28 protein-coding genes are annotated in these 21,116 nt (G+C 59.2%); 17 read left to right on the top strand and 11 right to left on the bottom strand.

Features of this window, described 5'->3' with window-relative positions:
• Positions 1–7: 7 nt before the first annotated feature.
• The 13 genes from rplF to ASD36_RS17020 all read left to right on the top strand — a co-directional run bounded on the left by rplF (position 8) and on the right by ASD36_RS17020 (position 10,403).
• Positions 8–541: a 50S ribosomal protein L6 gene (rplF, locus tag ASD36_RS17080; protein ID WP_060505082.1), complete on the top strand. Its 534-nt coding sequence runs from the start codon at positions 8–10 to the stop codon at positions 539–541.
• Positions 542–553: 12 nt separating this feature from the next.
• On the top strand, positions 554–916 hold the full coding sequence (rplR, locus tag ASD36_RS17075) for a 50S ribosomal protein L18 (protein ID WP_037100619.1): 363 nt from the start codon (positions 554–556) through the stop codon (positions 914–916).
• A 133-nt stretch (positions 917–1,049) separates the two neighbouring features.
• Positions 1,050–1,619 carry a 30S ribosomal protein S5 gene (rpsE, locus tag ASD36_RS17070; RefSeq protein ID WP_060505083.1) on the top strand — a complete coding sequence of 190 codons (570 nt, stop codon included), beginning with the start codon at positions 1,050–1,052 and terminating at the stop codon, positions 1,617–1,619.
• 13 nt (positions 1,620–1,632) lie between these two features.
• Positions 1,633–1,836: a 50S ribosomal protein L30 gene (gene rpmD, locus ASD36_RS17065; protein WP_037100625.1), complete on the top strand. Its 204-nt coding sequence runs from the start codon at positions 1,633–1,635 to the stop codon at positions 1,834–1,836.
• Positions 1,837–1,849: 13 nt separating this feature from the next.
• The gene (rplO, locus tag ASD36_RS17060; RefSeq protein ID WP_060505084.1) at positions 1,850–2,320 is read left to right on the top strand and encodes a 50S ribosomal protein L15; all 471 of its coding nucleotides are present in this window, start codon (positions 1,850–1,852) and stop codon (positions 2,318–2,320) included.
• Positions 2,321–2,561: 241 nt separating this feature from the next.
• On the top strand, positions 2,562–3,902 hold the full coding sequence (gene secY / locus ASD36_RS17055; protein WP_060505085.1) for a preprotein translocase subunit SecY: 1,341 nt from the start codon (positions 2,562–2,564) through the stop codon (positions 3,900–3,902).
• The gene (locus ASD36_RS17050; RefSeq protein WP_060505086.1) at positions 3,899–4,495 is read left to right on the top strand and encodes an adenylate kinase; all 597 of its coding nucleotides are present in this window, start codon (positions 3,899–3,901) and stop codon (positions 4,493–4,495) included. Before secY ends, ASD36_RS17050 begins: the two co-directional genes overlap by 4 nt.
• A 228-nt stretch (positions 4,496–4,723) precedes the next feature.
• Positions 4,724–5,092: a 30S ribosomal protein S13 gene (gene rpsM, locus ASD36_RS17045; protein ID WP_060505087.1), complete on the top strand. Its 369-nt coding sequence runs from the start codon at positions 4,724–4,726 to the stop codon at positions 5,090–5,092.
• 238 nt (positions 5,093–5,330) lie between these two features.
• Positions 5,331–5,720: a 30S ribosomal protein S11 gene (gene rpsK / locus ASD36_RS17040; protein WP_018328263.1), complete on the top strand. Its 390-nt coding sequence runs from the start codon at positions 5,331–5,333 to the stop codon at positions 5,718–5,720.
• A 100-nt stretch (positions 5,721–5,820) separates the two neighbouring features.
• Positions 5,821–6,831, top strand: coding sequence for a DNA-directed RNA polymerase subunit alpha (locus tag ASD36_RS17035; RefSeq protein WP_037100639.1), 1,011 nt, complete (start codon positions 5,821–5,823; stop codon positions 6,829–6,831).
• A 119-nt stretch (positions 6,832–6,950) separates the two neighbouring features.
• Positions 6,951–7,376, top strand: a complete 426-nt coding sequence (gene rplQ, locus ASD36_RS17030; RefSeq protein ID WP_060505088.1) for a 50S ribosomal protein L17 — start codon at positions 6,951–6,953, stop codon at positions 7,374–7,376.
• Between the two features lie 342 nt (positions 7,377–7,718).
• Entirely contained in the window at positions 7,719–9,011 is a 1,293-nt protein-coding gene (locus ASD36_RS17025; protein ID WP_244482290.1) for a DegQ family serine endoprotease, read from the top strand.
• Positions 9,012–9,101: 90 nt separating this feature from the next.
• Positions 9,102–10,403 (top strand): replication-associated recombination protein A, encoded by a 1,302-nt coding sequence (locus ASD36_RS17020; RefSeq protein ID WP_244482244.1) that lies wholly within the window; start codon positions 9,102–9,104, stop codon positions 10,401–10,403.
• 36 nt (positions 10,404–10,439) lie between these two features.
• Here ASD36_RS17020 and ASD36_RS17015 read toward each other — a convergent pair whose 3' ends face one another.
• The gene (locus tag ASD36_RS17015; protein ID WP_060505090.1) at positions 10,440–10,817 is read right to left on the bottom strand and encodes a VOC family protein; all 378 of its coding nucleotides are present in this window, start codon (positions 10,815–10,817) and stop codon (positions 10,440–10,442) included.
• 235 nt (positions 10,818–11,052) lie between these two features.
• Here ASD36_RS17015 and sugE point away from each other — a divergent pair, with 235 nt between their 5' ends.
• Positions 11,053–11,367, top strand: a complete 315-nt coding sequence (sugE, locus tag ASD36_RS17010; RefSeq protein WP_060505091.1) for a quaternary ammonium compound efflux SMR transporter SugE — start codon at positions 11,053–11,055, stop codon at positions 11,365–11,367.
• 86 nt (positions 11,368–11,453) lie between these two features.
• On the opposite strand, the gene ASD36_RS17005 is transcribed toward sugE, so the two are convergent.
• The 4 genes from ASD36_RS17005 to crcB form a co-directional block, all read right to left on the bottom strand.
• Complete coding sequence (locus tag ASD36_RS17005; RefSeq protein ID WP_060505092.1) at positions 11,454–12,239, bottom strand: ATP12 family chaperone protein; 786 nt, start codon at positions 12,237–12,239, stop codon at positions 11,454–11,456.
• Positions 12,232–12,897, bottom strand: coding sequence for an HAD-IA family hydrolase (locus ASD36_RS17000; protein ID WP_060505093.1), 666 nt, complete (start codon positions 12,895–12,897; stop codon positions 12,232–12,234). Before ASD36_RS17000 ends, ASD36_RS17005 begins: the two co-directional genes overlap by 8 nt.
• Positions 12,897–13,889, bottom strand: coding sequence for an RluA family pseudouridine synthase (locus ASD36_RS16995; RefSeq protein ID WP_060505094.1), 993 nt, complete (start codon positions 13,887–13,889; stop codon positions 12,897–12,899). The genes ASD36_RS17000 and ASD36_RS16995 overlap by 1 nt, the downstream gene beginning before the upstream one ends.
• A gap of 126 nt (positions 13,890–14,015) precedes the next feature.
• On the bottom strand, positions 14,016–14,393 hold the full coding sequence (gene crcB, locus ASD36_RS16990) for a fluoride efflux transporter CrcB (protein ID WP_060505613.1): 378 nt from the start codon (positions 14,391–14,393) through the stop codon (positions 14,016–14,018).
• A gap of 156 nt (positions 14,394–14,549) precedes the next feature.
• On the opposite strand from crcB, the gene ASD36_RS16985 reads away from it, so the two are divergent.
• Positions 14,550–14,861 (top strand): DUF1883 domain-containing protein, encoded by a 312-nt coding sequence (locus ASD36_RS16985; protein ID WP_060505095.1) that lies wholly within the window; start codon positions 14,550–14,552, stop codon positions 14,859–14,861.
• A gap of 57 nt (positions 14,862–14,918) precedes the next feature.
• Here the strand turns inward: ASD36_RS16985 and fghA are convergent, their stop codons facing one another.
• From fghA to ASD36_RS16955, 6 genes are all read right to left on the bottom strand, one after another.
• On the bottom strand, positions 14,919–15,752 hold the full coding sequence (gene fghA, locus ASD36_RS16980) for an S-formylglutathione hydrolase (protein ID WP_060505096.1): 834 nt from the start codon (positions 15,750–15,752) through the stop codon (positions 14,919–14,921).
• Between the two features lie 28 nt (positions 15,753–15,780).
• Positions 15,781–16,434, bottom strand: a complete 654-nt coding sequence (locus ASD36_RS16975) for a DUF1345 domain-containing protein (RefSeq protein WP_060505097.1) — start codon at positions 16,432–16,434, stop codon at positions 15,781–15,783.
• A 22-nt stretch (positions 16,435–16,456) separates the two neighbouring features.
• Positions 16,457–16,927, bottom strand: coding sequence for a YaiI/YqxD family protein (locus ASD36_RS16970; RefSeq protein ID WP_060505098.1), 471 nt, complete (start codon positions 16,925–16,927; stop codon positions 16,457–16,459).
• 25 nt (positions 16,928–16,952) lie between these two features.
• The gene (locus tag ASD36_RS16965; RefSeq protein WP_244482246.1) at positions 16,953–17,438 is read right to left on the bottom strand and encodes a hypothetical protein; all 486 of its coding nucleotides are present in this window, start codon (positions 17,436–17,438) and stop codon (positions 16,953–16,955) included.
• 204 nt (positions 17,439–17,642) lie between these two features.
• Positions 17,643–18,770 (bottom strand): S-(hydroxymethyl)glutathione dehydrogenase/class III alcohol dehydrogenase, encoded by a 1,128-nt coding sequence (locus tag ASD36_RS16960; RefSeq protein WP_060505099.1) that lies wholly within the window; start codon positions 18,768–18,770, stop codon positions 17,643–17,645.
• A gap of 92 nt (positions 18,771–18,862) precedes the next feature.
• Complete coding sequence (locus ASD36_RS16955; RefSeq protein WP_060505100.1) at positions 18,863–19,258, bottom strand: helix-turn-helix domain-containing protein; 396 nt, start codon at positions 19,256–19,258, stop codon at positions 18,863–18,865.
• A gap of 235 nt (positions 19,259–19,493) precedes the next feature.
• On the opposite strand from ASD36_RS16955, the gene ASD36_RS16950 reads away from it, so the two are divergent.
• Both ASD36_RS16950 and ASD36_RS16945 read left to right on the top strand, forming a co-directional pair.
• Positions 19,494–20,390: a DMT family transporter gene (locus ASD36_RS16950; protein WP_060505101.1), complete on the top strand. Its 897-nt coding sequence runs from the start codon at positions 19,494–19,496 to the stop codon at positions 20,388–20,390.
• Between the two features lie 95 nt (positions 20,391–20,485).
• Positions 20,486–21,088 carry a hypothetical protein gene (locus ASD36_RS16945; protein WP_060505102.1) on the top strand — a complete coding sequence of 201 codons (603 nt, stop codon included), beginning with the start codon at positions 20,486–20,488 and terminating at the stop codon, positions 21,086–21,088.
• Positions 21,089–21,116 lie beyond the last annotated feature (28 nt).

The raw sequence follows: 21,116 nt of genomic DNA, 5'->3' as shown, positions 1-21,116 counted from the left end.
TTGAAATATGTCTCGTATCGGTAAAAAGCCCGTTCAGGTTCCTGCAGGTGTCACAGCCACGGTTAATGGCCAGACAGTGACTGCAAAGGGCCCGAAAGGCGAACTCATCTTCGTTGCGAACGACGAAGTTCTCGTAAAGCTGGAAGACAACGCGGTGTCGGTGACCCCGGTTGACCAGTCCAAGGATGCTCGGTCGAAGTGGGGCATGTCCCGCACGATGATCGAAAACATCTTCAAGGGCGTCAAGGACGGCTTCGAGCGCAAGCTCGAAATCAACGGCGTTGGTTACCGCGCGTCGCTTCAGGGCAAGAACCTGCAGCTCGCACTCGGTTTCAGCCACGACGTGGTCTATCAGACTCCTGAAGGCATCTCGATTGCTGTGCCGAAGCCGACGGAAATCGTCGTCACCGGCATCAACAAGCAGCAGGTCGGCCAGGTCGCGGCAGAAATCCGCGAATACCGTGGCCCCGAGCCCTACAAGGGCAAGGGCGTCAAGTATGCTGGCGAGCGGATTGTCCGCAAAGAAGGCAAGAAGAAGTAAGGATCACGCGAAATGGCTACAAGGAAAGATACACTTGTGCGCCGCGCCAGCCGCGTGCGCCGTCAAGTCAAGGCAGTGGCCAATGGCCGTCTGCGCCTGTCCGTTCATCGCTCGTCGAAGAACATCTACGCACAGGTTATCGATGATGTTGCAGGCAAGACCGTCGCGTCTGCCTCGACACTCGACACGGATCTGCGTCCGTCGCTTAAGACGGGTGCTGACACGGCAGCTGCTGCTGCCGTTGGCAAGCTCCTCGCAGAGCGCGCCTCGAAGGCTGGTGTCAAGGACGTCGTCTTTGACCGTGGCGCCTTCATCTATCACGGCCGCGTCAAGGCGCTCGCCGAGGCAGCCCGCGAGGGTGGCCTGAACTTCTGATGCAGTTTCCAGGCATTCGTGTCTGGACTTATAAAAATTGCTCGGATAATACCCGGTCGCTTCGGTTCAATGAAACCGAAGCGACCTTTGTCAATCTGCCGATTGCACCCGGAAAAGAAAAAGGAAAAGGACAATGGCACAAGAAAAAAGAGGTTCTCGCGACGATCGCCAGAACCGCGAGGAGCGCGACAGCGAATTCGTTGACAAGCTCGTAGCAATCAACCGCGTCGCAAAAGTCGTCAAGGGTGGCCGTCGTTTCGGCTTTGCTGCTCTCGTCGTCGTCGGCGACCAGAAGGGCCGCGTTGGCTTCGGTCATGGCAAGGCACGTGAAGTGCCGGAAGCCATCCGCAAGGCCACCGAAGCTGCCAAGCGCGAACTGATCTTCGTTCCGCTGCGCTCGGGTCGTACGCTTCATCACGACGTTCATGGCCGTCACGGCGCAGGCAAGGTTCTGCTGCGTGCCGCCAAGGCCGGTACCGGTATCATCGCCGGTGGTCCGATGCGCGCCGTTTTCGAAACGCTCGGCATGCACGACGTTGTTGCGAAGTCGACTGGTTCTTCGAACCCGTACAACATGATTCGCGCCACGTTCGACGCCCTGAAGAGCCAGATGCACCCGAAGGATATCGCAGCTCAGCGCGGCATGAAGTATGCCACCCTGCAGAGCCGCCGCGTATCCGCCGGCGTTGCTTCCGAAGAATAAGGGAGCCTGAACAATGGCTAAGAAAGAAGTTGCAAAGAAGACGGTTGCGGTCGAACAGATCGGCAGCCCCATTCGCCGCCCAGCCGTACAGCGCGCAACGCTGATCGGTCTCGGTCTCAACAAGATGCACCGGGTTAGCGTTCTGGAAGATACACCTTCCGTTCGCGGCATGATCCGGGCCGTCCAGCATCTCGTTCGCGTCGTCGACGAGAAGTGAGGGGGATACCGTCATGAAACTGAATGAAATCAAAGACAACGAAGGTTCGACGAAGAACCGCAAGCGTCTCGGCCGTGGTATCGGCTCCGGATCCGGCAAGACTGCCGGCCGCGGTGTCAAGGGTCAGAAGGCTCGTTCGGGCGTTGCCATCAACGGCTTCGAAGGCGGCCAGATGCCAATCTACCGCCGTCTGCCGAAGCGCGGCTTCAACAACATCTTCCGTTCGGATTTTGTTGTTGTGTCGCTCGGCCGTATCCAGATCGCAATCGATGCCAAGAAGCTTGATGCTTCCAAGACCATCGATGCTGCTGCTCTGACGGCTGCCGGCGTTATCCGCCGCGCCAAGGACGGCGTACGCGTTCTCGCCGACGGCGAACTGAAGGCAAAGGTAACGATCGAAGTTGCCGGCGCTTCCAAGCCTGCGATCGAAAAGATCGAAAAGGCTGGCGGTTCGATCAAGCTGCTTTCGGGCGCTGCTGAATAATTAGTTGCTGATGAACCGCCCGGGGTGCTTCACACCGGGCGGTTTTGCTCCCATATGAGAGCCTCACGGATTGCACGGCCGGATTCGTCCGGCGCAGCAGAATATTGATCGGGAACTACGGTGAGGCGCGTGATTGCGGTAGCAGTCGTCTCCAAACCGGTTTTCATAAAAAGAAGATAGCTTTTTTCCGGATCTGACCGGGTTTCCCCGCGGGTTCCGAACTGGCTACGCGGAGAATTGCATGGCTTCTGCAGCGGAACAGCTCGCCTCCAACCTGAATTTTGCGACTTTCGCAAAAGCCGAAGATTTGAAACGCCGCCTCTGGTTCACCCTCGGCGCGCTTCTGGTGTATCGCCTTGGCACATATATTCCGCTGCCAGGCCTGAATCCGGAAGCTTTTGCGCAGGCGTTTGCCGGGCAGAGCGGTGGTATCCTCGGCCTTTTCAACATGTTTTCGGGCGGCGCCGTCGAGCGCATGGCAATCTTCGCCCTCGGCATCATGCCTTACATTTCCGCCTCCATCATCGTTCAGCTGATGACCTCCGTGGTCCCGTCGCTGGAGCAGTTGAAGAAGGAAGGCGAGCAGGGCCGCAAGGTCATCAACCAGTACACCCGCTACGGCACGGTGCTGCTCGGCACGCTGCAGGCCTATGGCATTGCAGTCGGCCTTGAAAGCGGCAATGGCCTGGTCGTGGACGCAGGCTGGTTCTTCCGGATCTCGACCGTCATTTCGCTGCTTGGCGGTACGATGTTCCTGATGTGGCTTGGCGAGCAGATCACATCGCGCGGCATTGGTAACGGTATTTCGCTGATCATCTTTGCCGGGATTGTCGCGCATCTGCCGACAGCTCTGGCTGGTACGCTCGAACTGGGCCGCACCGGCGCTCTGTCGACGCCGCTCATTCTGGCCATCATCGTCATGGTCGTTGCCGTTATCGCGCTGATCGTCTTCGTCGAGCGCGCCCAGCGCAGGCTTCTGATCCAGTATCCGAAGCGGCAAGTTGGCAACAAGATGTTCCAGGGCGACACGTCTCACCTGCCGCTGAAGCTTAACACCGCCGGCGTTATTCCTGCGATCTTCGCGTCGTCGCTTCTGCTTCTGCCGGCAACGCTTGCAGGCTTTGCCAATAGCGCAGCGCTGCCAGGCTGGGCAACGACCGTCGTCGCGGCCCTTGGCCACGGCAAGCCGCTCTACATGGTGCTCTACGGTGGCATGATCGCGTTCTTTGCCTTCTTCTATACGGCCATCGTTTTCAATCCGAAGGACACGGCCGACAATCTGAAGAAGCACGGCGGTTTTATCCTCGGTATTCGCCCAGGTGAACGCACTGCTGAGTACATCGATTACGTGTTGACGCGCATCACCGTGCTCGGCGCGATCTACCTGATGTTCGTCTGCATTCTGCCTGAAGTCATGATCGCGCAGACCGGCGTGCCGTTCTACCTTGGTGGTACGTCGCTTTTGATTGTTGTCAGCGTTACCCTTGATACTGTAGCACAGGTACAGGGTCACCTGATTGCCCAGCAGTATGAGGGGTTGATCAAGAAATCGAAGCTGCGTGGAGGAAAGAGGGGCCGATGAGACTAATATTTTTAGGACCGCCGGGTGCTGGCAAGGGAACTCAGGCCAAGCTTCTGACGGAAAAATACGGGATTCCGCAGCTTTCCACAGGCGATATGCTGCGGGCTGCCGTACAGGCGCAGACGGAAGTCGGGAAGCGTGCCAAGGCTGTCATGGATGCCGGCCAGCTCGTTTCCGACGAGATTGTCAATGAAATCGTATCCGACCGGATCGATTCGCCGGATTGCGCCAATGGTTTCATCCTCGATGGCTATCCGCGCACCGTTCCGCAGGCTGTTGCCCTTGGCAAGATGCTTGCAGGCAAGGGGCTTCGCCTTGATTCGGTTATCGAATTGAAGGTGGATGAAGATGCGCTTGTACGGCGCATCGAGAATCGCGTAGCAGAAACCATTGCCGCTGGCGGTACGGTTCGTTCCGACGATAATCCGGAAGCATTCAAGAAGCGTCTTGTCGAGTATCGCGAGAAGACGGCGCCTCTGTCGCAGCATTATGCTGTAACCGGCGAATTGAAGACAGTTGATGGAATGGCGCCGGTCGAGACCGTCACCTCTCAAATCAACGCAATTCTGGCATCGGCTTCGGCTGACGCCTAAAGGCAGTTCTTGAAAAAGGACTGCCGGGGAGTTGACTTTTGCGGTCGATTCCTTCAAAGACCGCGCTAACTCGCAGCATGCTAGGGATCGGCGCGGATTTCAAAGACGAAGTCCGGGCGCGATTCTTTTGACGTGTTCCGAACAGAACTTTCACAGTCGGCCTTTTGAAAAGGGCTGCATAACGAAGCACCTATTGCCGGATGGCAACTGGAAGCAAGGAGAACAGGCGTGGCACGTATCGCTGGCGTCAACATCCCGACGAGCAAGCGCGTAGTAATCGCGCTTCGTTACATTCACGGGATCGGAGCGAAGTTCGCACAGGAAATCGTCGAGAAGGTCGGTATCCCGGCTGAACGTCGTGTGCACCAACTGACGGATGCTGAAATCCTTCAGATCCGCGAAACAATCGACCGCGATTATCAGGTTGAAGGCGACCTGCGTCGCGAGACCTCGATGAACATCAAGCGTCTGATGGACCTGGGCTGCTACCGCGGTCTGCGTCATCGTCGTTCGCTGCCTGTTCGCGGTCAGCGTACGCATACCAATGCTCGTACCCGCAAGGGTCCGGCAAAGGCGATTGCTGGTAAGAAGAAGTAATTTCCCGACATGGGGAATGCGGGGGCTGGCGTTCGACGCCGGCCTCTTTTTGTAGTTTCGGATGGGCGTGGTTTCATGCCCCTCCGGTGGAGCTGCTGGTGTTACGGCAGTGACGATATCGCCGCGCAGGCCGGGTCTTCCGTCTGTGCACAATCTTGAGAATTCAGGGCAGGGGTTATCCTCCGCCCGGTGGAGCCGCTGGTACTACGGCGGTGCAGAGATCAACGAAAGGTATACCATGGCCAAGGAAGCCACACGCGTTCGCCGTCGCGAGCGGAAAAACATTTCTACGGGCGTTGCTCACGTCAACTCGTCGTTCAACAACACGATGATCACCATCACCGATGCACAGGGCAACGCGATTGCCTGGTCGTCGGCTGGTTCGAAGGGCTTCAAGGGCTCGCGTAAGTCGACCCCGTTCGCAGCCCAGATGGCTGCTGAAGATGCGGCCAAGAAGGCCCAGGAACACGGCATGAAGACGCTCGAAGTCGAAGTCTGCGGCCCGGGTTCCGGCCGTGAATCGGCTCTGCGCGCGCTTCAGGCTGCTGGCTTCATGATCACCTCGATCCGTGACGTTACGCCGATCCCGCACAACGGTTGCCGTCCGCGCAAGAAGCGCCGCGTTTAAGTTTACGCATTCATCAAGCCGGTGAGGGGGCAACCTCTCCCGGCGCTTCAAGGCTCGGTTGTCACGATTGAATGGTGGCAACGAACAGAAGGCAGAACATATGATTCAGAAAAACTGGCAGGAACTGATCAAGCCGAACAAGGTTGAGTTCTCGTCCTCCGGCCGCACCAAGGTTAGCCTTGTTGCCGAGCCGCTGGAGCGTGGCTTTGGCCTCACCCTCGGCAACGCGCTTCGCCGCGTTCTTCTGTCGTCGCTTCGTGGTGCTGCTGTTACCGCAGTGCAGATCGACGGCGTCCTGCACGAGTTCTCCTCGATCCCGGGCGTCCGGGAAGATGTGACGGACATCGTGCTGAACATCAAGGAAATCGCCATCAAGATGGATGGCGACGACGCAAAGCGCATGGTTGTGCGCAAGCAGGGCCCGGGCGTTGTTACCGCCGGTGACATCCAGACGGTTGGCGATATCGAAATCCTCAACCCGAACCATGTGATCTGCACCCTCGACGAGGGCGCCGAGATCCGCATGGAGTTCACCGTCAACAACGGCAAGGGCTACGTTCCTGCTGACCGCAACCGTTCGGAAGATGCACCGATCGGCCTCATCCCGGTCGACAGCCTGTATTCGCCGGTCAAGAAAGTGTCCTACAAGGTGGAAAACACCCGTGAAGGTCAGGTTCTCGACTACGACAAGCTGTCCATGCAGATCGAGACCGACGGTTCCGTCACCGGTGAAGATGCAGTCGCTTTCGCGGCCCGCATCCTTCAAGACCAGCTCGGCGTTTTCGTCAACTTCGACGAACCGCAGAAGGAAGCCGAAGAAGAAGCCGTCACCGAACTGGCTTTCAACCCGGCGCTCCTCAAGAAGGTCGACGAACTGGAACTTTCCGTCCGTTCGGCCAACTGCCTGAAGAACGACAACATCGTCTATATCGGCGACCTCATTCAGAAGACCGAAGCCGAAATGCTTCGCACTCCGAACTTTGGCCGCAAGTCGCTGAACGAAATCAAGGAAGTTCTCGCTTCCATGGGCCTGCACCTCGGTATGGAAGTACCGGCATGGCCGCCCGAGAACATCGAAGATCTCGCCAAGCGCTACGAAGACCAGTATTAACAATAAAAAAGGCAGGTTTTGACTGCCTTTCCCCGTCAAACAGCAGGCAAAAGTCTGCATGTGCCAGGAAACGGCAGGCCCAGACTGAAAAGGGAACCTGCAATTAAAGGAGAATAGCAATGCGCCATGGTGTAGCCGGCCGCAAGCTGAATAGAACTGCAAGTCACCGTAAGGCAATGTTTGCCAATATGGCTGCTTCGCTCATCGAACATGAGCAGATCGTCACCACCCTGCCGAAGGCAAAGGAAATCCGCCCGATCGTCGAGAAGCTCGTTACGCTCGGCAAGCGCGGCGATCTGCATGCCCGCCGTCAGGCCATCTCGCAGATCCGCGACGTTGCTGTCGTCGGCAAGCTGTTCGATGCCATCGCAACCCGTTACGCAACCCGCAACGGTGGCTACCTGCGCATCATGAAGGCCGGCTTCCGTCACGGCGACAATGCGGCTCTGGCCGTTATTGAATTCGTCGATCGCGACACCTCGGCCAAGGGCGCCAAGGACATCGCACGCGTTGCTGCCGAAGCAGAAGCTGCAGACGCCGCTTAAGTTTTCCGTTTGATCGGAAGATTGAAACAGCCGGGCCAAAAGCCCGGCTGTTTTGCGTTTAGGCTGTTGTTGATCCTGTTTTCACGGTTCCGCCGCCTTTGCTTTTTATCCCTGACATCCTATCTGTTTTACCCCATGACCCATTTCGGCAGGATGTCCCGCATGATCCGTTCCCCCGCTACTCTCGTCCTGTCCACCATCGCCGCGCTGGCGCTTGTTGCCGGCGTCGCGCATTTTGGTTTTGCCGGCACACAGCCGGACGATGGCGTGGAAAACATCCATACGAGTGCGGTAGTGGCGCAGGCGGAGACACCGAAGGTTCTGCCGCAAAGCAAGACGGAAATGCAGCTGTCCTTTGCGCCGCTGGTCAAGCAGACGGCCAATGCCGTCGTCAATGTCTATGCTGAAAAGACCGTTCAGACCCGCTCGCCCTTCGCCGATGACCCGTTCTTCGAGCAGTTTTTCGGCCAGCGCATGCCCAATCGCTCGGAAAAGCAGTCGTCGCTAGGCTCCGGCGTCATCGTCGGCAAGAATGGCATCGTCGTCACCAATTACCATGTCATCACCGATGCCGATAACATCAAGATCGCCCTGGCTGACGGCCGCGAGTTCGAAACCACGGTCATGCTCAAGGATGAGCGGCTTGATCTCGCCGTGTTGAAGATCAAGGCCGACGGTCCGTTCGAGACCGTGCCGCTGGGTGATTCCGATGCTGTCGAAGTCGGCGATCTCGTTTTGGCGATCGGCAATCCCTTTGGCGTCGGCCAGACGGTGACCAGCGGCATCGTTTCGGCGCTTGCCCGCAATCAGGTCATTTCTGGCGATTTCGGCTTCTTCATTCAGACCGATGCGGCGATCAATCCGGGCAATTCCGGCGGTGGCCTGATCGATATGAACGGGCAACTGATCGGCATCAACACCGCGATCTTTTCGCGCGGGGGCGGCTCCAACGGCGTCGGCTTTGCCATTCCGGCCAATCTGGTCAAGGTTTTCGTCGCTTCGGCCGAGGGCGGCAATGGCAGCTTTACCCGGCCGTTCATCGGAGCAAGCTTTGAGCCCGTAACCTCGGAAGTCGCCGATGCGCTCGGGCTCGACCGGGCACGCGGCGCGCTGGTCACGTCCGTTATCGAGGGCGGTCCAGCGGAGAAGGCCGGCATCAAGCCCGGCCAGGTGATCGTTGCCGTCAACGGCATTGCGGTCGAACACCCGGACGCTCTGGGTTATCGTCTCACCACCGTCGGCATCGGCCATGTCGCCAAAGTCACGATCAGCGACAATGGCAAGACCCGCGATATCGATCTCGCGCTTGCCGAAGCGCCGGAAACATCGCCCCGAGACGAGCGGCTGATCGAAGGCCGCAATCCCTTTGCCGGCGCCGTAGTCGGCAATCTGTCGCCGCGGCTGGCGGATGAACTGCGGATGCCTGCTTCATCGAAAGGCGTGGTGATTACCGAAATTAATCGTGGGTCGCCTGCTGCCCGCGTCGGTTTCCGGCCGAAGGACATCATCATCGCTGTCAACGGCACGCCGATCGACAAGTCAGCGACGCTTGAAACCATCGCCAAGGATGATCCGTCGCTGTGGCGCGTCGAGATCGAACGTGATGGCCAGCGTATCCGCCAGTTCTTCCGGTAATCATTTAGCCGGTTTCAGCGGGAGCAGAGAGCAGAGGCATCTTGCTTTGGCCGTCATAGGACCGGCCGGAGCAGGATGGGGGAGTTGGATATGACATTGTTCGATGAGGCGACGCAGCGGCCGCTTGCCGATGCTCTTCGTCCCGAGACTCTGGAAGAGGTCATCGGCCAGGATCATCTCCTGGGCGAAAACGGGCCTATCGCCCGTATGCTGTTGCCGGGCGGCACGGTAGGCTCCTTCATTCTCTGGGGGCCGCCCGGCGTCGGAAAGACCACGATTGCGCGGCTGGTGGCGACCTCCGCAAAGATGGAGTTCGTCCAGCTGTCCGCCGTCATGTCCGGCATTGCCGATCTTCGCAAGGTCTTCGAGACCGCAAAACACAACAGGACCGTCGGGCGGCAGACCATTCTGTTCATCGACGAGCTTCACCGGTTCAACCGCAGCACCCAGGATGCGCTTTTACCGCATGTGGAAAACGGTACGGTCATTCTGATCGGCGCAACCACGGAAAATCCGAGTTTCAGCCTAGTCGCGGCCTTGCTGTCGCGGCTCAAGGTTTTCACTCTCAATCCGTTCGACGCCGCCTCGTCCGAACTGCTCCTGGCGCGGGTTGAAAACTTCGTCGGAAAGCGGCTGCCGCTGACCAGCGATGCACGCTCCTCGTTGATTAACATGGCCGATGGAGACGGGCGATATCTGGTGGGACTGGCTGATGATGTTCTCTCGATCGGGGAGGAGGGCGACCTCGATATCGGGCGTCTGTCCAAGGCGCTGCAGAAGCGGATGCCCGTCTATGACAAGGCGCAGGACGGTCATTACAATCTGCTGAGCTGCTTCCACAAGAGCCTGCGCGGCAGCGATGTTGATGCGGCCCTTTATTGGGGCGCCAGAATGGTAGATGCCGGCGAAGATCCGACAACGCTGTTCCGGCGGCTTGCCTGCGCTGCCAGCGAAGACGTCGGCATGGCCGATCCCAACGCGATGCCGCAGGTGATTGCCGCCTGGACGGCCTTCGAGCGCATCGGCTGGCCGGAAGGACGGCTGTTCATTGCCCAGGCGATCGTCTACGTGGCGACCGCGCCAAAATCCAATGCCAGTTACCGGTCGTTCGACGCGGCACTCGAGATGGCCCGCCAGACCGGCTCCATCCCGCCGCCGAAGAGCATTCTTAATGCCCCGACCAAGCTGATGAAGGACCTCGGCTATCACGAGGGTTACAAATACGATCACGATTATCCGGATGCCTATTCCGGCCAGGAGTTCTTTCCGGAAGAGCTGCGCAGCAAGGACACGCGGTTTTACAAGCCGCAAGAACGCGGCTTCGAGCGTGAGACGCTGAAACGCCTGGAGTTCTGGCACCGGCTGAAACGGGAGCGCGCGGCAAAGGAATAGGCTTGCGCGTTCTTTACCGCTCTAGCCTACGTCTACTCACTCAGGCAGCTTGAAAAATGCCTCGAGGCGATAGCCATCGGGATCGACGAGAAAGCCGGCGTAATAAAACTGGCTGTATTCCGGCCGCAGTCCCGGCGGCCCATTGTCTTCGCCACCGTTGGCGATGCCGGCTGTATGGAAGGCGTCGACCGAAGCGGTATCCGGGGCGATGAAGCAGAAATGCAGGCCAGACCCTCGGTCGGCGGGGACGGGGGTCTCGACCTGCGCAATCCACAGACTGATCCGGTCCGAACCATAGCCGATCACCGTGTCCGTCTTCGACAACCGCTCATAACCGAGCGGCATCAGGATGGCGTCATAGAAGCGAAGCGAACGATCGAGGTTTTTGACGCCAATCGAGACATGGTCAAACATTGCGGAACACTCCCTGTTTCGTCGCCATCTTCACCGTTCGAAATCATTCGCACAAGTGCAAACCACAGGGCGTCCGGATTGCCGCCTGCGCATAGCCGGCACGCGCCGCGTGCTCTTGTCATGGTTAAACCGGGATGGCATAGAGTGCTTATGCAGACGGCTGCACGGGATCGGCATCATTGCCTGGACCCGAACATCCGCGAGGACGGCCTCGCTCCCTTAGACGGAGTCAGTGATGGCTTGGACTATCCTTTTCCTCGCAGGAATTCTTGAAATCGGTTGGGCAATCGGCCTGAAATATACCGAAGGCTTTACCAGGCTTGTGCCGACGGTACTGACCGGTGCTTCCATGGTGGCAAGCGTCGTTCTGCTCGGTATCGCCGTGCGCACGCTGCCGCTCGGCACGGCGTATGCCGTCTGGACGGGCATCGGAACAGTCGGGACGGTGATCCTGGGGATCGTGCTGTTTGCGGAGCCTGCGACGGCTGTACGCCTCGGCTGTATCGCGCTGATCATCGCGGGCATTGCCGGGTTGAAGCTGACGGCCTGAAATCACCGGCGTTGAATGAAAAAAATACCCCGTGCAGATCGCTGCACGGGGTATTTCAGTATCGGACGCTTGGGTCGCCTTGAAAATCAGCGCAGAGCGTCGAGCGTCACTGTTGCTGCCTGCATTTCCCGCCAGCGGTTTTCACGGCGCTGAAAGGCTTCATCGTCGGTGCCCCAATGCTCGATCTGCCAGTCCTCATCGAGATGGGCAAGCGCCCAGGCTTCTTCCGCCGACAGCTGCTTTTCGGCAAAGGCGATGGCGAGCAGGGCCGAGCCGGTCAGCGTGGTGATCGTGTGCAGGCAGGCGAGGCCGAGCGGCGTGGCATAGGCGCGAAGCGCTTCAGCGACACCGTTGATGGCGGCGCGCGGCTGGACCTGATGCACGATGCCTTCGACAAGGATGAAGTGCGCACCCAGCTTCTCGGCCGCCCAGCGGATCACGGGATCCCAGCGTTCCGACTGGCGGACGGCCAGGCCCTCAGGCTCTCCTGCCCGGTAGCAGAGAAGATCCGTCCCGGCAAAGTTGAGGATGTCGTCGAAAACAGCGCGGATATCCTTGGAGACACCATCGATCGCGGTGTTGGCAAGCCGGGTGACCGGCATGGTCGCCGGGTCGATTTCTTCCTTCTGCGCATCCCATTCGGCTGCCAAGAGGTTGGCTGCGGCTTGTGTCGGAACGGTCAGATACTGTTTTGCCGGGGTGCGGACCGTGCGGCCGTCGAGAAGCACGGCATGGCCGCCGTCTTCCGCCGGGGCGGTACTGACGGTGGTATAGAATCGCTTTGGCAGCGGCTTGTGCATCTGTATCTGCGCGCGGCGTACGGGATCGGGGTCGCTCAGCGCGTCATGCAGATCGTCGCGAATATCAGGCATGATGTCTCTCCATCCAGTCCAGAATGTCATGCGGGGTGCGGGCAATGAAATCGGCGCCTGCCTCGATCAGCTCGGGAACCGACGCATAACCCCAGGCAACGCCGATGGCGGATGCGCCGGCGCTCTTGGCCATCTGCATGTCATAGATGGCATCACCGATGACGACGGTATCCTTGGCGTCGATACCGGCTTCGCTGCAGCATTCCGTCACCATGGCCGGATGCGGTTTCGACGGGCAGTCGTCGGCCGTACGTGAAACGAAGAATGTCTTTTCGTAACCGTGGCTTGCACAGATCTGATCAAGTCCGCGGCGTGATTTTCCCGTTACGGCACCCAGCAGCAGTTCGTCCTTGGCCATCAGGGCTGCGAGCAGCGGCGCGATGCCGTCGAACAACGGCTCGCGGAAGTTCATTTCGGTGCGGACCCCGCCGTAGATTTTCTTGTAATGCGCCGTCATCGCCAGGGCGCGATCATCGACATGCGGCTGGTGCATCAGCCGGGCAATGGCAATGTCGAGCGTCAGGCCGATGATACTCTTGGTGGCATCCAACGAGATGCGTTCGAGGCCAAAATCCTCGAACGTCCGTGCCATGACTTCGTGGATGAGTCCGGCGCTATCGACCAGAGTGCCGTCACAATCGAAAAGAGCGAGTTTCATCAGTCGTCGGCTTCCTCGGCGCTGGCCATGTCGAAGCCGATCAGGTTCCAGCTCTGGACCATATGCTGCGGCATCGGTGCGGTGACGACCAGGCGGCCGCCATCCGGATGGGGAATGTCGATACGCCGGGCATGCAGGTGCAACTTGTTCTGCACACCACCGGGGAAGGCCCAGTTGAATTCGGCGGCAAAATATTTGGGATCGCCGATGATCGGGTGGCCGATATGGGCGGCGTGGACGCGCAGCTGATGGGTCCGCCCGGTATAGGGCTCCATTTCTAGCCAGGTCAGGTTCTGGCCGGCGGTCTCGATGATCCGGTAGTAGGAAACCGCATGATCGGCGCCATCGTCACCATGCTTGGCAATCCGCATCCGGTCGCCGTCTGGCGTCTGTTCCTTGACCAGCCAGGTGGAGATCTTGTCTTCCTTCTTGCGCGGGACGCCCTTGACCAGTGCCCAGTAGGTTTTCTTGGTGTCGCGTTCGCGAAACGCCGCCGTCAGTTTCTGCGCGGCGCCACGGGTGCGGGCGATCACAAGAACGCCGGATGTGTCGCGGTCGAGGCGGTGCACGAGACGTGGCTTTTCGCCCTTGGGGCTGGTCCAGGCTTCCAGCATGTCGTCGATATGGCGATTGATGCCGGAGCCGCCTTGAACCGCGATGCCTGGCGGCTTGTTGAGAACGATCACCTTGGCGTCTTCATGCAACAGCATGCGCGACAGAAGTTCGTGGTCGGAGGCGTGGCGCAGGTCACGGCCAGCGATCGGACCTGTCTTGGTCTTCGGATCGACATCCATCGGCGGAATGCGCACGACTTGGCCGGGCTGGACGCGGGTATCGGATTTGACACGGCCGCCATCGATGCGTACCTGGCCGGACCGCAAAAGCTTCTGCAGCGGACCGAAGCCGAGGCCCGGATAATGCACCTTGAACCAGCGATCGAGGCGCATGCCCGCTTCGTCGGATTCGACCTGCTTGTGTTCAATACCCGCCATCGTGTTTCTACCTGCATCCAATTGCCATCGCGCCCCGGCAATAGTGCCGGCCGGAAATCCGTGCGCAAACTGATATGACAGAGCAGGCCGGTCCCAAGTGGACGCATGGCGCTCTGAGAGGTCCCTTTAGACTATTGCGCGCATAAGGGCCAGCCCGGCAAACACCGCGAGAGCCGAAAGAAGCACGCTGGATACCACATAAATCAATGCCGTGACCGGTTCGCCGCGTTCAAACAGAGTGATCGCGTCAAGAGAGAAGGCGGAAAAGGTGGTGTAGCCGCCGAGAATGCCGGTGATCAGGAACACCCGCATCTCTGCCGATGCACCGAATTTTCGGGCAATCACCTCGGCAAAGACGCCGATCAGGAAAGATCCGGTGATGTTGACCGTCAATGTTCCCCACGGAAATGAGGGGCCGAAGCTGCGCAGCGTCCAGAGCCCGACGAGATAGCGCAGGACCGAGCCAAGCGCACCGCCGGCGGCAACGAGAAGGATATGTGTCATGGCAAATGCCATAGCCGAAACCAGGGTTCCAGAAAAGATGGCCGCCCGTTGCGATGGACCGGTCACGCCGGAGCGAGCGGGTGCGCCAAACCAATTTTTAACACGCGATCGCTAAGGTTCCGACATCTGGCCAGGCTGTTTTCAAGCGGACGTGCAATGACAAAACTGAAGTTCAGCTTCACCCACTACGACCTCAAGCAACAGCGCGCAGGCGTAACCATCGAGATCACCTTGTCGGCCGTCGCCAACGTGCGTTTGATGACGGCCAATAATTTCCAGCTCTACACGGAAACGCTGAAGCATCAGTTCGTCGGCGGCGTGGCGCGCAAATCACCGATCCGCCTGACCATCCCGCAATCCGGTCACTGGCATGTGGTCGTCGATATGGAAGGTCATCATGGCCAGTGCGAATCCAGCATCCGCATCGTCGAGACGGCCGCGCCGCCGCGCTTCCAGTCCGCCTCCTGAAAAAGAAGAACCGCACCGTGGGGGACGGCACGGTTCTCCAATCCGCTTGGCTAGGCTTTAGGCCAGCCGTTCGGCATGCCATTTCAGATGATCATCCATGAAGGTCGAGATGAAATAATAGGAATGGTCGTAGCGCTCATGCATGCGCAGTGTCAGGCCGATATCTGTTCCTTTGATGGCCTCTTCGAACAGCCAGGGACGTAAGCCGTTCTCCAGGAAATTATCGGCCTTGCCCTGATCGATCAGGAATTCCGGGAAGCGCGCGCCGTCTTTCACCAGCGCACAGGCGTCGTACTGCCGCCAGCGTACTTTGTCTTCACCAAGATATTTTTCGAAGGCACCGATCGACCAGTCGGCCGTCGACGGCTCGACGATCGGTGCGAAGGCCGAGCAGCTTTTGAACCGGTTCGGGTTCTTCAGCGCGATGGTCATGGCGCCGTGGCCGCCCATCGAATGGCCGAAGATGCCCTGGCGGCTCATATCGGCGCGAAAATGCTGGGCGACGAAGGCCGGCAGTTCCTCGTTGATATAGGTGTACATCTGGTAGTTTTCGGCCCAGGGCGCCTCTGTGGCGTCAAGATAAAAGCCCGCCCCCTTGCCCATTTGCCAGTTGGTCAGTTCGTCCGGAACGTCACCGCCGCGCGGGCTGGTATCCGGGCAAACGATGATCAGACCAAGCTCGGCGGCCATCCGGCGGTATTCGCCTTTCTCCATGACGTTGGCATGCGAGCAGGTGAGGCCGGAGAGATACCAGACGACCGGGCAGGGCGTGGTGATCGCCTGTGGCGGGATATAGACCGCGAAGGTCATCTCGACCCCGCAGGCCTGTGAATCGTGCGCAAACACGCCCTGCATGCCGCCGAATGCGGTGTTCTGGGAAAGGACTTTCAAGCTGTGCTCCTTTGAGGCTGAAACGGCATTATGCCAGCGACACCGCCGCGTTGACCGCAGCTGCCACCAGTACCGTATTGAAGAAGAAGGAGACGACCGCGTGAACAAGGTTGATCTTGCGCATGGCTGTCGTGGTGATTGCAATGTCTGAGGTTTGTGCCGTCATGCCGATGACGAAGGCGAAGTAGAGGAAATCGTAGCCGCCCGGATCCTTGGTGCCTGGAAACTCCAGACCGCGGCTGTCGCCTTCATTTTTGTCTGTCTGCAGCATCCAGTAGGTATGGGCATAGTGCATCGCCGCCATCGTATGGATTGTCAGCCAGCCGAGCGTGACGGAGGAAAATGCCAGCACCAGATCAAGCACCGTTTCCTTGCCGCCCGCATTCAACGCCATGAACAGCGAGACCAGCGAGATCGCGGCGGTCGCCAGCGTCACGGCAAAGATGATGATCGCCGGTTCGTCGGTGCGGGCAGCATGGTGCTTGAGATAGGAGCCCGTCAGTCTGGGAAGACGCCAGGCGATCATCAGCAGATAGACAAGGAAGAAGACCACTGCGGCCAGATTGACCGCCAAAGTAGGCTTGGCAAACAGGCAGATCGCAAAGGTGATCGCCGCGCAGATGCCGCCCGCATAGAACGGCGTATGGCGGCGATGCGTGATTGTCCTGTCCTGCATGCTCATCAGGGCTTCCGATCCTGCTGGGTCAGCGTTGTTTGACGCGGCGGCAAAGTCGATCGAGCGTTTCGAGGAAAGCCGACCGGTCGCGCGGCGAAAAGGCGGCATTATAGCCCTTGCTCTCGCCGGTTTCGCGCAAATGCGCGCCGAGATCGCGCATGGCGGTCGCCATGCCGATATTGCCCTTGTCAAAAATACGGCCCGTTGGCCCGGTCACCTGTGCACCGGCGGCAACGCAGCGCCCGGCCAGCGGCACATCGGCGGTAATGACGATATCGCCGTCATGGGCGCGTTCGGCAATCCAGTCGTCGGCGGCGTCGAAACCGGACGAGACGATGACGTTGCGCACCATCGGATCACGGGAGGGACGAAGACCGGAATTCGCGACCAGCACGACAGGCAGGCCGTGACGCTCGGCGACCTTCAGGATTTCCGGCTTGACCGGGCAGGCGTCGGCATCGACGTAGATCGTGGGTGTTGGCTGGGGTGGGTCTGACATGGCTGTTCGTACCGCTTCACTGTTGTCATGGCCGCGCCGCAGGGCTGCTCATCGGCTTCATCGCTTCGCTCGTTGGCGTCTTCGGCCGCTCAAGAGAGCGGGCAGCACCGGGGCGTGTCCATGTTTCCGTCGACACTTTTTCGCCATCCGCATAGGCCCAACGGCCTTTCCAGGAACCGTCCGGCTGCAGGTCATATTGCGAAATGCCAAAGCCGCTTTCGTTACCGTAGCCGATGGTGATCATATCGTCATCCACGGAGGCGACGCCCGTCGTTTCCGTGTTGCCACGCTTGCCGCCAATGCCGACGCCGTTTGCTTCCGTGCCGGCAATCGTCCAGGTCACCGAATAGGTTTCGCCGGTACGCTTGACGGTGACGGTTCCGTGATATTCGCCGCCATCGTCTGGATTGATGCCGGCGACATTATAGGTCCCGGTTGGATCAGCCAATGCAGGGGTGGAGGCGGAAAGGCTCAAGATTACACCGAATGTGTAAAAACCACGCCTGATCATTCCGCCCTCATGCTTTTCTTGTCTCGGCCGTTTTTCGGCCGTGGTCTTGCGAACGCATAGCTGTCCGGCCGCTCGAAATCCAGAACCATATCAAGCGGGCAGGGATCCGTACGGCAGACAAGCGCCGCGCCTTGAACAGACGCGGCGCCCGGTAATTGTTAAGCCCGAAGATGCGAGAACCGGTGCCGGAGTCTCGGGTTTCTGCTAGTAGATCACCACACTGCGGATGCTCTTGCCTTCGTGCATCAGGTCGAAACCCTTGTTGATGTCTTCCAGACCCATTGTGTGGGTGATCATCGGGTCGATCTGGATCTTGCCTTCCATGTACCACTCGACGATTTTCGGCACATCGGTGCGGCCGCGCGCGCCGCCAAAGGCAGTCCCCATCCAGTTGCGGCCGGTGACCAGCTGGAACGGACGGGTGGAGATTTCCTGGCCGGCACCGGCAACGCCGATGATGACCGATTTTCCCCAGCCGCGATGCGAGGATTCCAGTGCCTGGCGCATGACTTTGGTATTTCCGGTGCAGTCGAACGTGTAGTCCGCGCCGCCGATCGTGTCGCCGTTGCGCTTGGTCAGGTTGACCAGATAGGGAACGATATCATCGCCGACTTCCTTCGGATTGACGAAATGCGTCATGCCGAACTTTTCGCCCCAGGCCTTGCGGTCATTGTTGATATCGACGCCGATGATCATGTCGGCACCGGCAAGGCGCAGGCCCTGCAGCACGTTGAGACCAATGCCGCCGAGACCGAAGACGATGGCCGTCGAGCCGATCTCGACCTTGGCCGTGTTGATGACGGCACCGATGCCGGTGGTGACGCCGCAGCCGATATAGCAGATCTTGTCGAACGGCGCGTCGGGATTGACCTTGGCCAGTGCGATCTCCGGCAGAACCGTGAAATTGGCGAAGGTCGAGCAGCCCATATAGTGGAAGATCTTGTCCTTACCGATGGAAAAGCGGCTCGTGCCGTCCGGCATCAGGCCCTGTCCCTGGGTTGAGCGAATCGACGTGCACAGGTTGGTCTTGCGCGACAGGCAGGAATAGCACTCGCGGCATTCCGGCGTGTACAGCGGAATGACGTGGTCGCCTTTCTTCAGCGATGTGACGCCCGGGCCGACATCGACGACGATACCTGCACCCTCATGGCCGAGAATGGCTGGAAACAGGCCTTCCGGATCCGCACCTGATAGCGTGAATTCGTCCGTATGGCAGATGCCGGTCGCCTTGACCTCGACCAGCACTTCGCCGGCGCGCGGGCCGTCGAGTTGAACGGTCATGATTTCGAGTGGCTTGCCTGCCTGCACGGCAACAGCGGCGCGTACGTCCATGAGTATCGTCTCCCTGAAATGAATTCTCGCCACAATCGCAGAGTGGCTGGTGGCGCTCAAGCCGGAATCGGCCGAGAATCGGTCGTGAAATATTACATGTCCTGTAGGACGCGGTTGATCTCCATCTCAAGGGCGGAGATCGCCTTTCCCGTTTGTTCGTGCAGTTTCTTCACTTGCGCCAGCTGATCGCGCAGCTGGCCGGACACCGTGTTCGAAAGATCGTCCTTCGGCGCTTCGCCAATGCCGGCGATCAACCAGGCCGGTGTGACCCCAAGGACGCCGGCCAGCATGAACAGCCGGTTCGTGCGGGGCTCGGACCGGTCACGCTCCCAGGCGGAGATTGTATCGCTGCGGACGCCGAGCTGGTTGGCAAGATCTTTCACCGAGAGGTTCATCGCATCGCGCGCCCGCCAGATGCGGCCTCCCAGCGTGTCGTTGTCGCTTGGCCTGCGTAACATTGCCATGGCGGTTTCGGTCGATAGACGCATCGGTCTCTCCTTGTGCCTTTTGGGCCGGGATGGGTCGAGTTCCGGAGCGGCCGCGAATGCGGTCGAAGACTTCAAGCTTGCAATTTATAGGGTCTGCGGCGAGATTGGACACCCCTCCACGTCAAAAATGCCGCCAAATGCGTCTTCCGTGCGTTCCATCCCGCACGGCGCCAACAATGGGACTTCGAGCTTGAGCGTTTCCACATCCACAGCCGCCGCGCCCAGCCATACCGTCATGCAAGGCCTGGTGATCATGCTGGTGGCGATGATCATCCTGCCATGCATGGATGCGATCGCCAAATATATGGCGGTCTATCAAGGCATGTCGCCGGCGCAGGTGACGTTCTACCGGTTCTTCTTCCAACTGGTCTCGATCCTGCCGATGCTTCTGTCGGCCGGTGGCCTGCGGGCATTGAGGCCGAAGCGCCTCTGGTTCAACCTTTTGCGCGGCGTGCTGTTGGCCGGTGCCGCACTGTTGTTTTTCGTTTCGGTCAAATACATGCCGCTGGCCGATGTCTTCGCCATCTATTTCGTCGAACCGTTCATCCTCACGTGCCTTTCGGCCCTGATCCTGCGTGAAAAGGTCGGCTGGCGGCGCTGGCTCGCCATCTTCATCGGTTTTGGAGGGGCGATGATCGTCATTCAGCCGAGTTTCGAAATCTTCGGGCTGAAGTCGTTGATGCCGGTTTTCTGCGCCTTCCTGTTTGCCTGCTATCTGCTGCTCAACCGGGTGGTCGGCAATGCCGATACGCCTTTGACGATGCAGACCATTGCCGGCATCGGCGGGTCGCTGTTCATGATGGTCGTCATCGCGGTCGGCTACAGCGCAGGATCAGCGGATTTCGTGCCATCCTTGCCACACTCGACGCTGGGCTGGGTTCTGGTCATCGCGCTCGGTACCATCTCCGGTTATGGCCATCTTCTGGTGGTCAAGGCATTCCAGGCAGCTCCCGTCTCGCTGCTGGCCCCGTTTCATTATCTGGAGATCATCACCGGCACCGCGCTGGGGTTCCTGATTTTCGGCGAATTCCCGACACTGTCGAAATGGCTGGGCATCGCCATCATTGTCGGTTCCGGCCTGTTCATGATCTGGCGCGAGCGGCGGGCCGGATTAATGGTAAAAATTGACTGAATCCCGCAAGCCTCTGCTAACGCTCATTCTTTCCAGATTGGAAACGGGCACGGTCTACGTTTAGTCCAGTTTCATGATGAAACGGGAGAGAAACGATGGGTGAACTTCGTCTTTCTTATCCGGCATGTGTCATCGCCGGGAAGACGCGCTTGACGGTCGATGATATCGCCATTCTGCGTGAGCATGTTTTCGTTCCAGGAATTACCGCATCGCAGGATGCGGTAATTCTCCTGGCGATCAACGGCTCGTGCAGCGAAAAATGCCCGGAATGGCGCCATTATTTCATCGATGCCCTGACGGAATTCATTGTCCATACCCGTTACCCGCAAGGCGCCATGGATGAGTGGAATGCCGATTGGCTGATTGCGATGATCTCGACGCGCGGCGTGGTCAATTCGCGGATCGAGCTCGATCTGTTGTTTCACATCATCGACATCGCCGCGCACATTCCCGACAGCCTGTCCATATTTGCTCTGGAACAGATACGCATGGCGATGGCCGAGGATACGGGGGCCTGGGCGAGCTTGCGCGGCACCCGGAAAAATGGCCTACAAAAGGCTGACGTTCTGCTGATTACCCGGGTCATGAGCGCCATTGCCCGCTCGCGTGGCAGCCAGTTGACGGCACGCGAGCGCAGGATGCTGGATGAGATCGGTATCCTGACGGGCGTATCGGCCAGTCGTGTCGAAGCCGCATAGCCACTGAAACGTGGAGAGGCCGGTGGGG

The organism is Rhizobium sp. Root1334 (assembly GCF_001426665.1).
Lineage (GTDB): Bacteria > Pseudomonadota > Alphaproteobacteria > Rhizobiales > Rhizobiaceae > Pararhizobium.
This window is presented reverse-complemented; position numbering and strand designations above follow the sequence as displayed.

Coding starts and splice junctions, on each gene's coding strand:
- sugE (WP_060505091.1), top strand. CDS start 11,053: ATGGCTTGGACTATCCTTTTCCTCGCAGGAATTCTTGAAATCGGTTGG.
- rplQ (WP_060505088.1), top strand. CDS start 6,951: ATGCGCCATGGTGTAGCCGGCCGCAAGCTGAATAGAACTGCAAGTCAC.
- secY (WP_060505085.1), top strand. CDS start 2,562: ATGGCTTCTGCAGCGGAACAGCTCGCCTCCAACCTGAATTTTGCGACT.
- ASD36_RS16965 (WP_244482246.1), bottom strand. CDS start 17,438: ATGATCAGGCGTGGTTTTTACACATTCGGTGTAATCTTGAGCCTTTCC.
- ASD36_RS16945 (WP_060505102.1), top strand. CDS start 20,486: ATGGGTGAACTTCGTCTTTCTTATCCGGCATGTGTCATCGCCGGGAAG.
- ASD36_RS17015 (WP_060505090.1), bottom strand. CDS start 10,817: ATGTTTGACCATGTCTCGATTGGCGTCAAAAACCTCGATCGTTCGCTT.
- ASD36_RS16975 (WP_060505097.1), bottom strand. CDS start 16,434: ATGAGCATGCAGGACAGGACAATCACGCATCGCCGCCATACGCCGTTC.
- ASD36_RS17020 (WP_244482244.1), top strand. CDS start 9,102: ATGACATTGTTCGATGAGGCGACGCAGCGGCCGCTTGCCGATGCTCTT.
- rpmD (WP_037100625.1), top strand. CDS start 1,633: ATGGCTAAGAAAGAAGTTGCAAAGAAGACGGTTGCGGTCGAACAGATC.
- rpsK (WP_018328263.1), top strand. CDS start 5,331: ATGGCCAAGGAAGCCACACGCGTTCGCCGTCGCGAGCGGAAAAACATT.
- ASD36_RS17005 (WP_060505092.1), bottom strand. CDS start 12,239: ATGCCTGATATTCGCGACGATCTGCATGACGCGCTGAGCGACCCCGAT.
- rplF (WP_060505082.1), top strand. CDS start 8: ATGTCTCGTATCGGTAAAAAGCCCGTTCAGGTTCCTGCAGGTGTCACA.
- ASD36_RS17050 (WP_060505086.1), top strand. CDS start 3,899: ATGAGACTAATATTTTTAGGACCGCCGGGTGCTGGCAAGGGAACTCAG.
- ASD36_RS16950 (WP_060505101.1), top strand. CDS start 19,494: ATGCAAGGCCTGGTGATCATGCTGGTGGCGATGATCATCCTGCCATGC.
- ASD36_RS16995 (WP_060505094.1), bottom strand. CDS start 13,889: ATGGCGGGTATTGAACACAAGCAGGTCGAATCCGACGAAGCGGGCATG.
- ASD36_RS16955 (WP_060505100.1), bottom strand. CDS start 19,258: ATGCGTCTATCGACCGAAACCGCCATGGCAATGTTACGCAGGCCAAGC.
- ASD36_RS16960 (WP_060505099.1), bottom strand. CDS start 18,770: ATGGACGTACGCGCCGCTGTTGCCGTGCAGGCAGGCAAGCCACTCGAA.
- rpsE (WP_060505083.1), top strand. CDS start 1,050: ATGGCACAAGAAAAAAGAGGTTCTCGCGACGATCGCCAGAACCGCGAG.
- ASD36_RS16970 (WP_060505098.1), bottom strand. CDS start 16,927: ATGTCAGACCCACCCCAGCCAACACCCACGATCTACGTCGATGCCGAC.
- ASD36_RS17025 (WP_244482290.1), top strand. CDS start 7,719: ATGCAGCTGTCCTTTGCGCCGCTGGTCAAGCAGACGGCCAATGCCGTC.
- rplO (WP_060505084.1), top strand. CDS start 1,850: ATGAAACTGAATGAAATCAAAGACAACGAAGGTTCGACGAAGAACCGC.
- ASD36_RS17000 (WP_060505093.1), bottom strand. CDS start 12,897: ATGAAACTCGCTCTTTTCGATTGTGACGGCACTCTGGTCGATAGCGCC.
- ASD36_RS17035 (WP_037100639.1), top strand. CDS start 5,821: ATGATTCAGAAAAACTGGCAGGAACTGATCAAGCCGAACAAGGTTGAG.
- rplR (WP_037100619.1), top strand. CDS start 554: ATGGCTACAAGGAAAGATACACTTGTGCGCCGCGCCAGCCGCGTGCGC.
- ASD36_RS16985 (WP_060505095.1), top strand. CDS start 14,550: ATGACAAAACTGAAGTTCAGCTTCACCCACTACGACCTCAAGCAACAG.
- crcB (WP_060505613.1), bottom strand. CDS start 14,393: ATGACACATATCCTTCTCGTTGCCGCCGGCGGTGCGCTTGGCTCGGTC.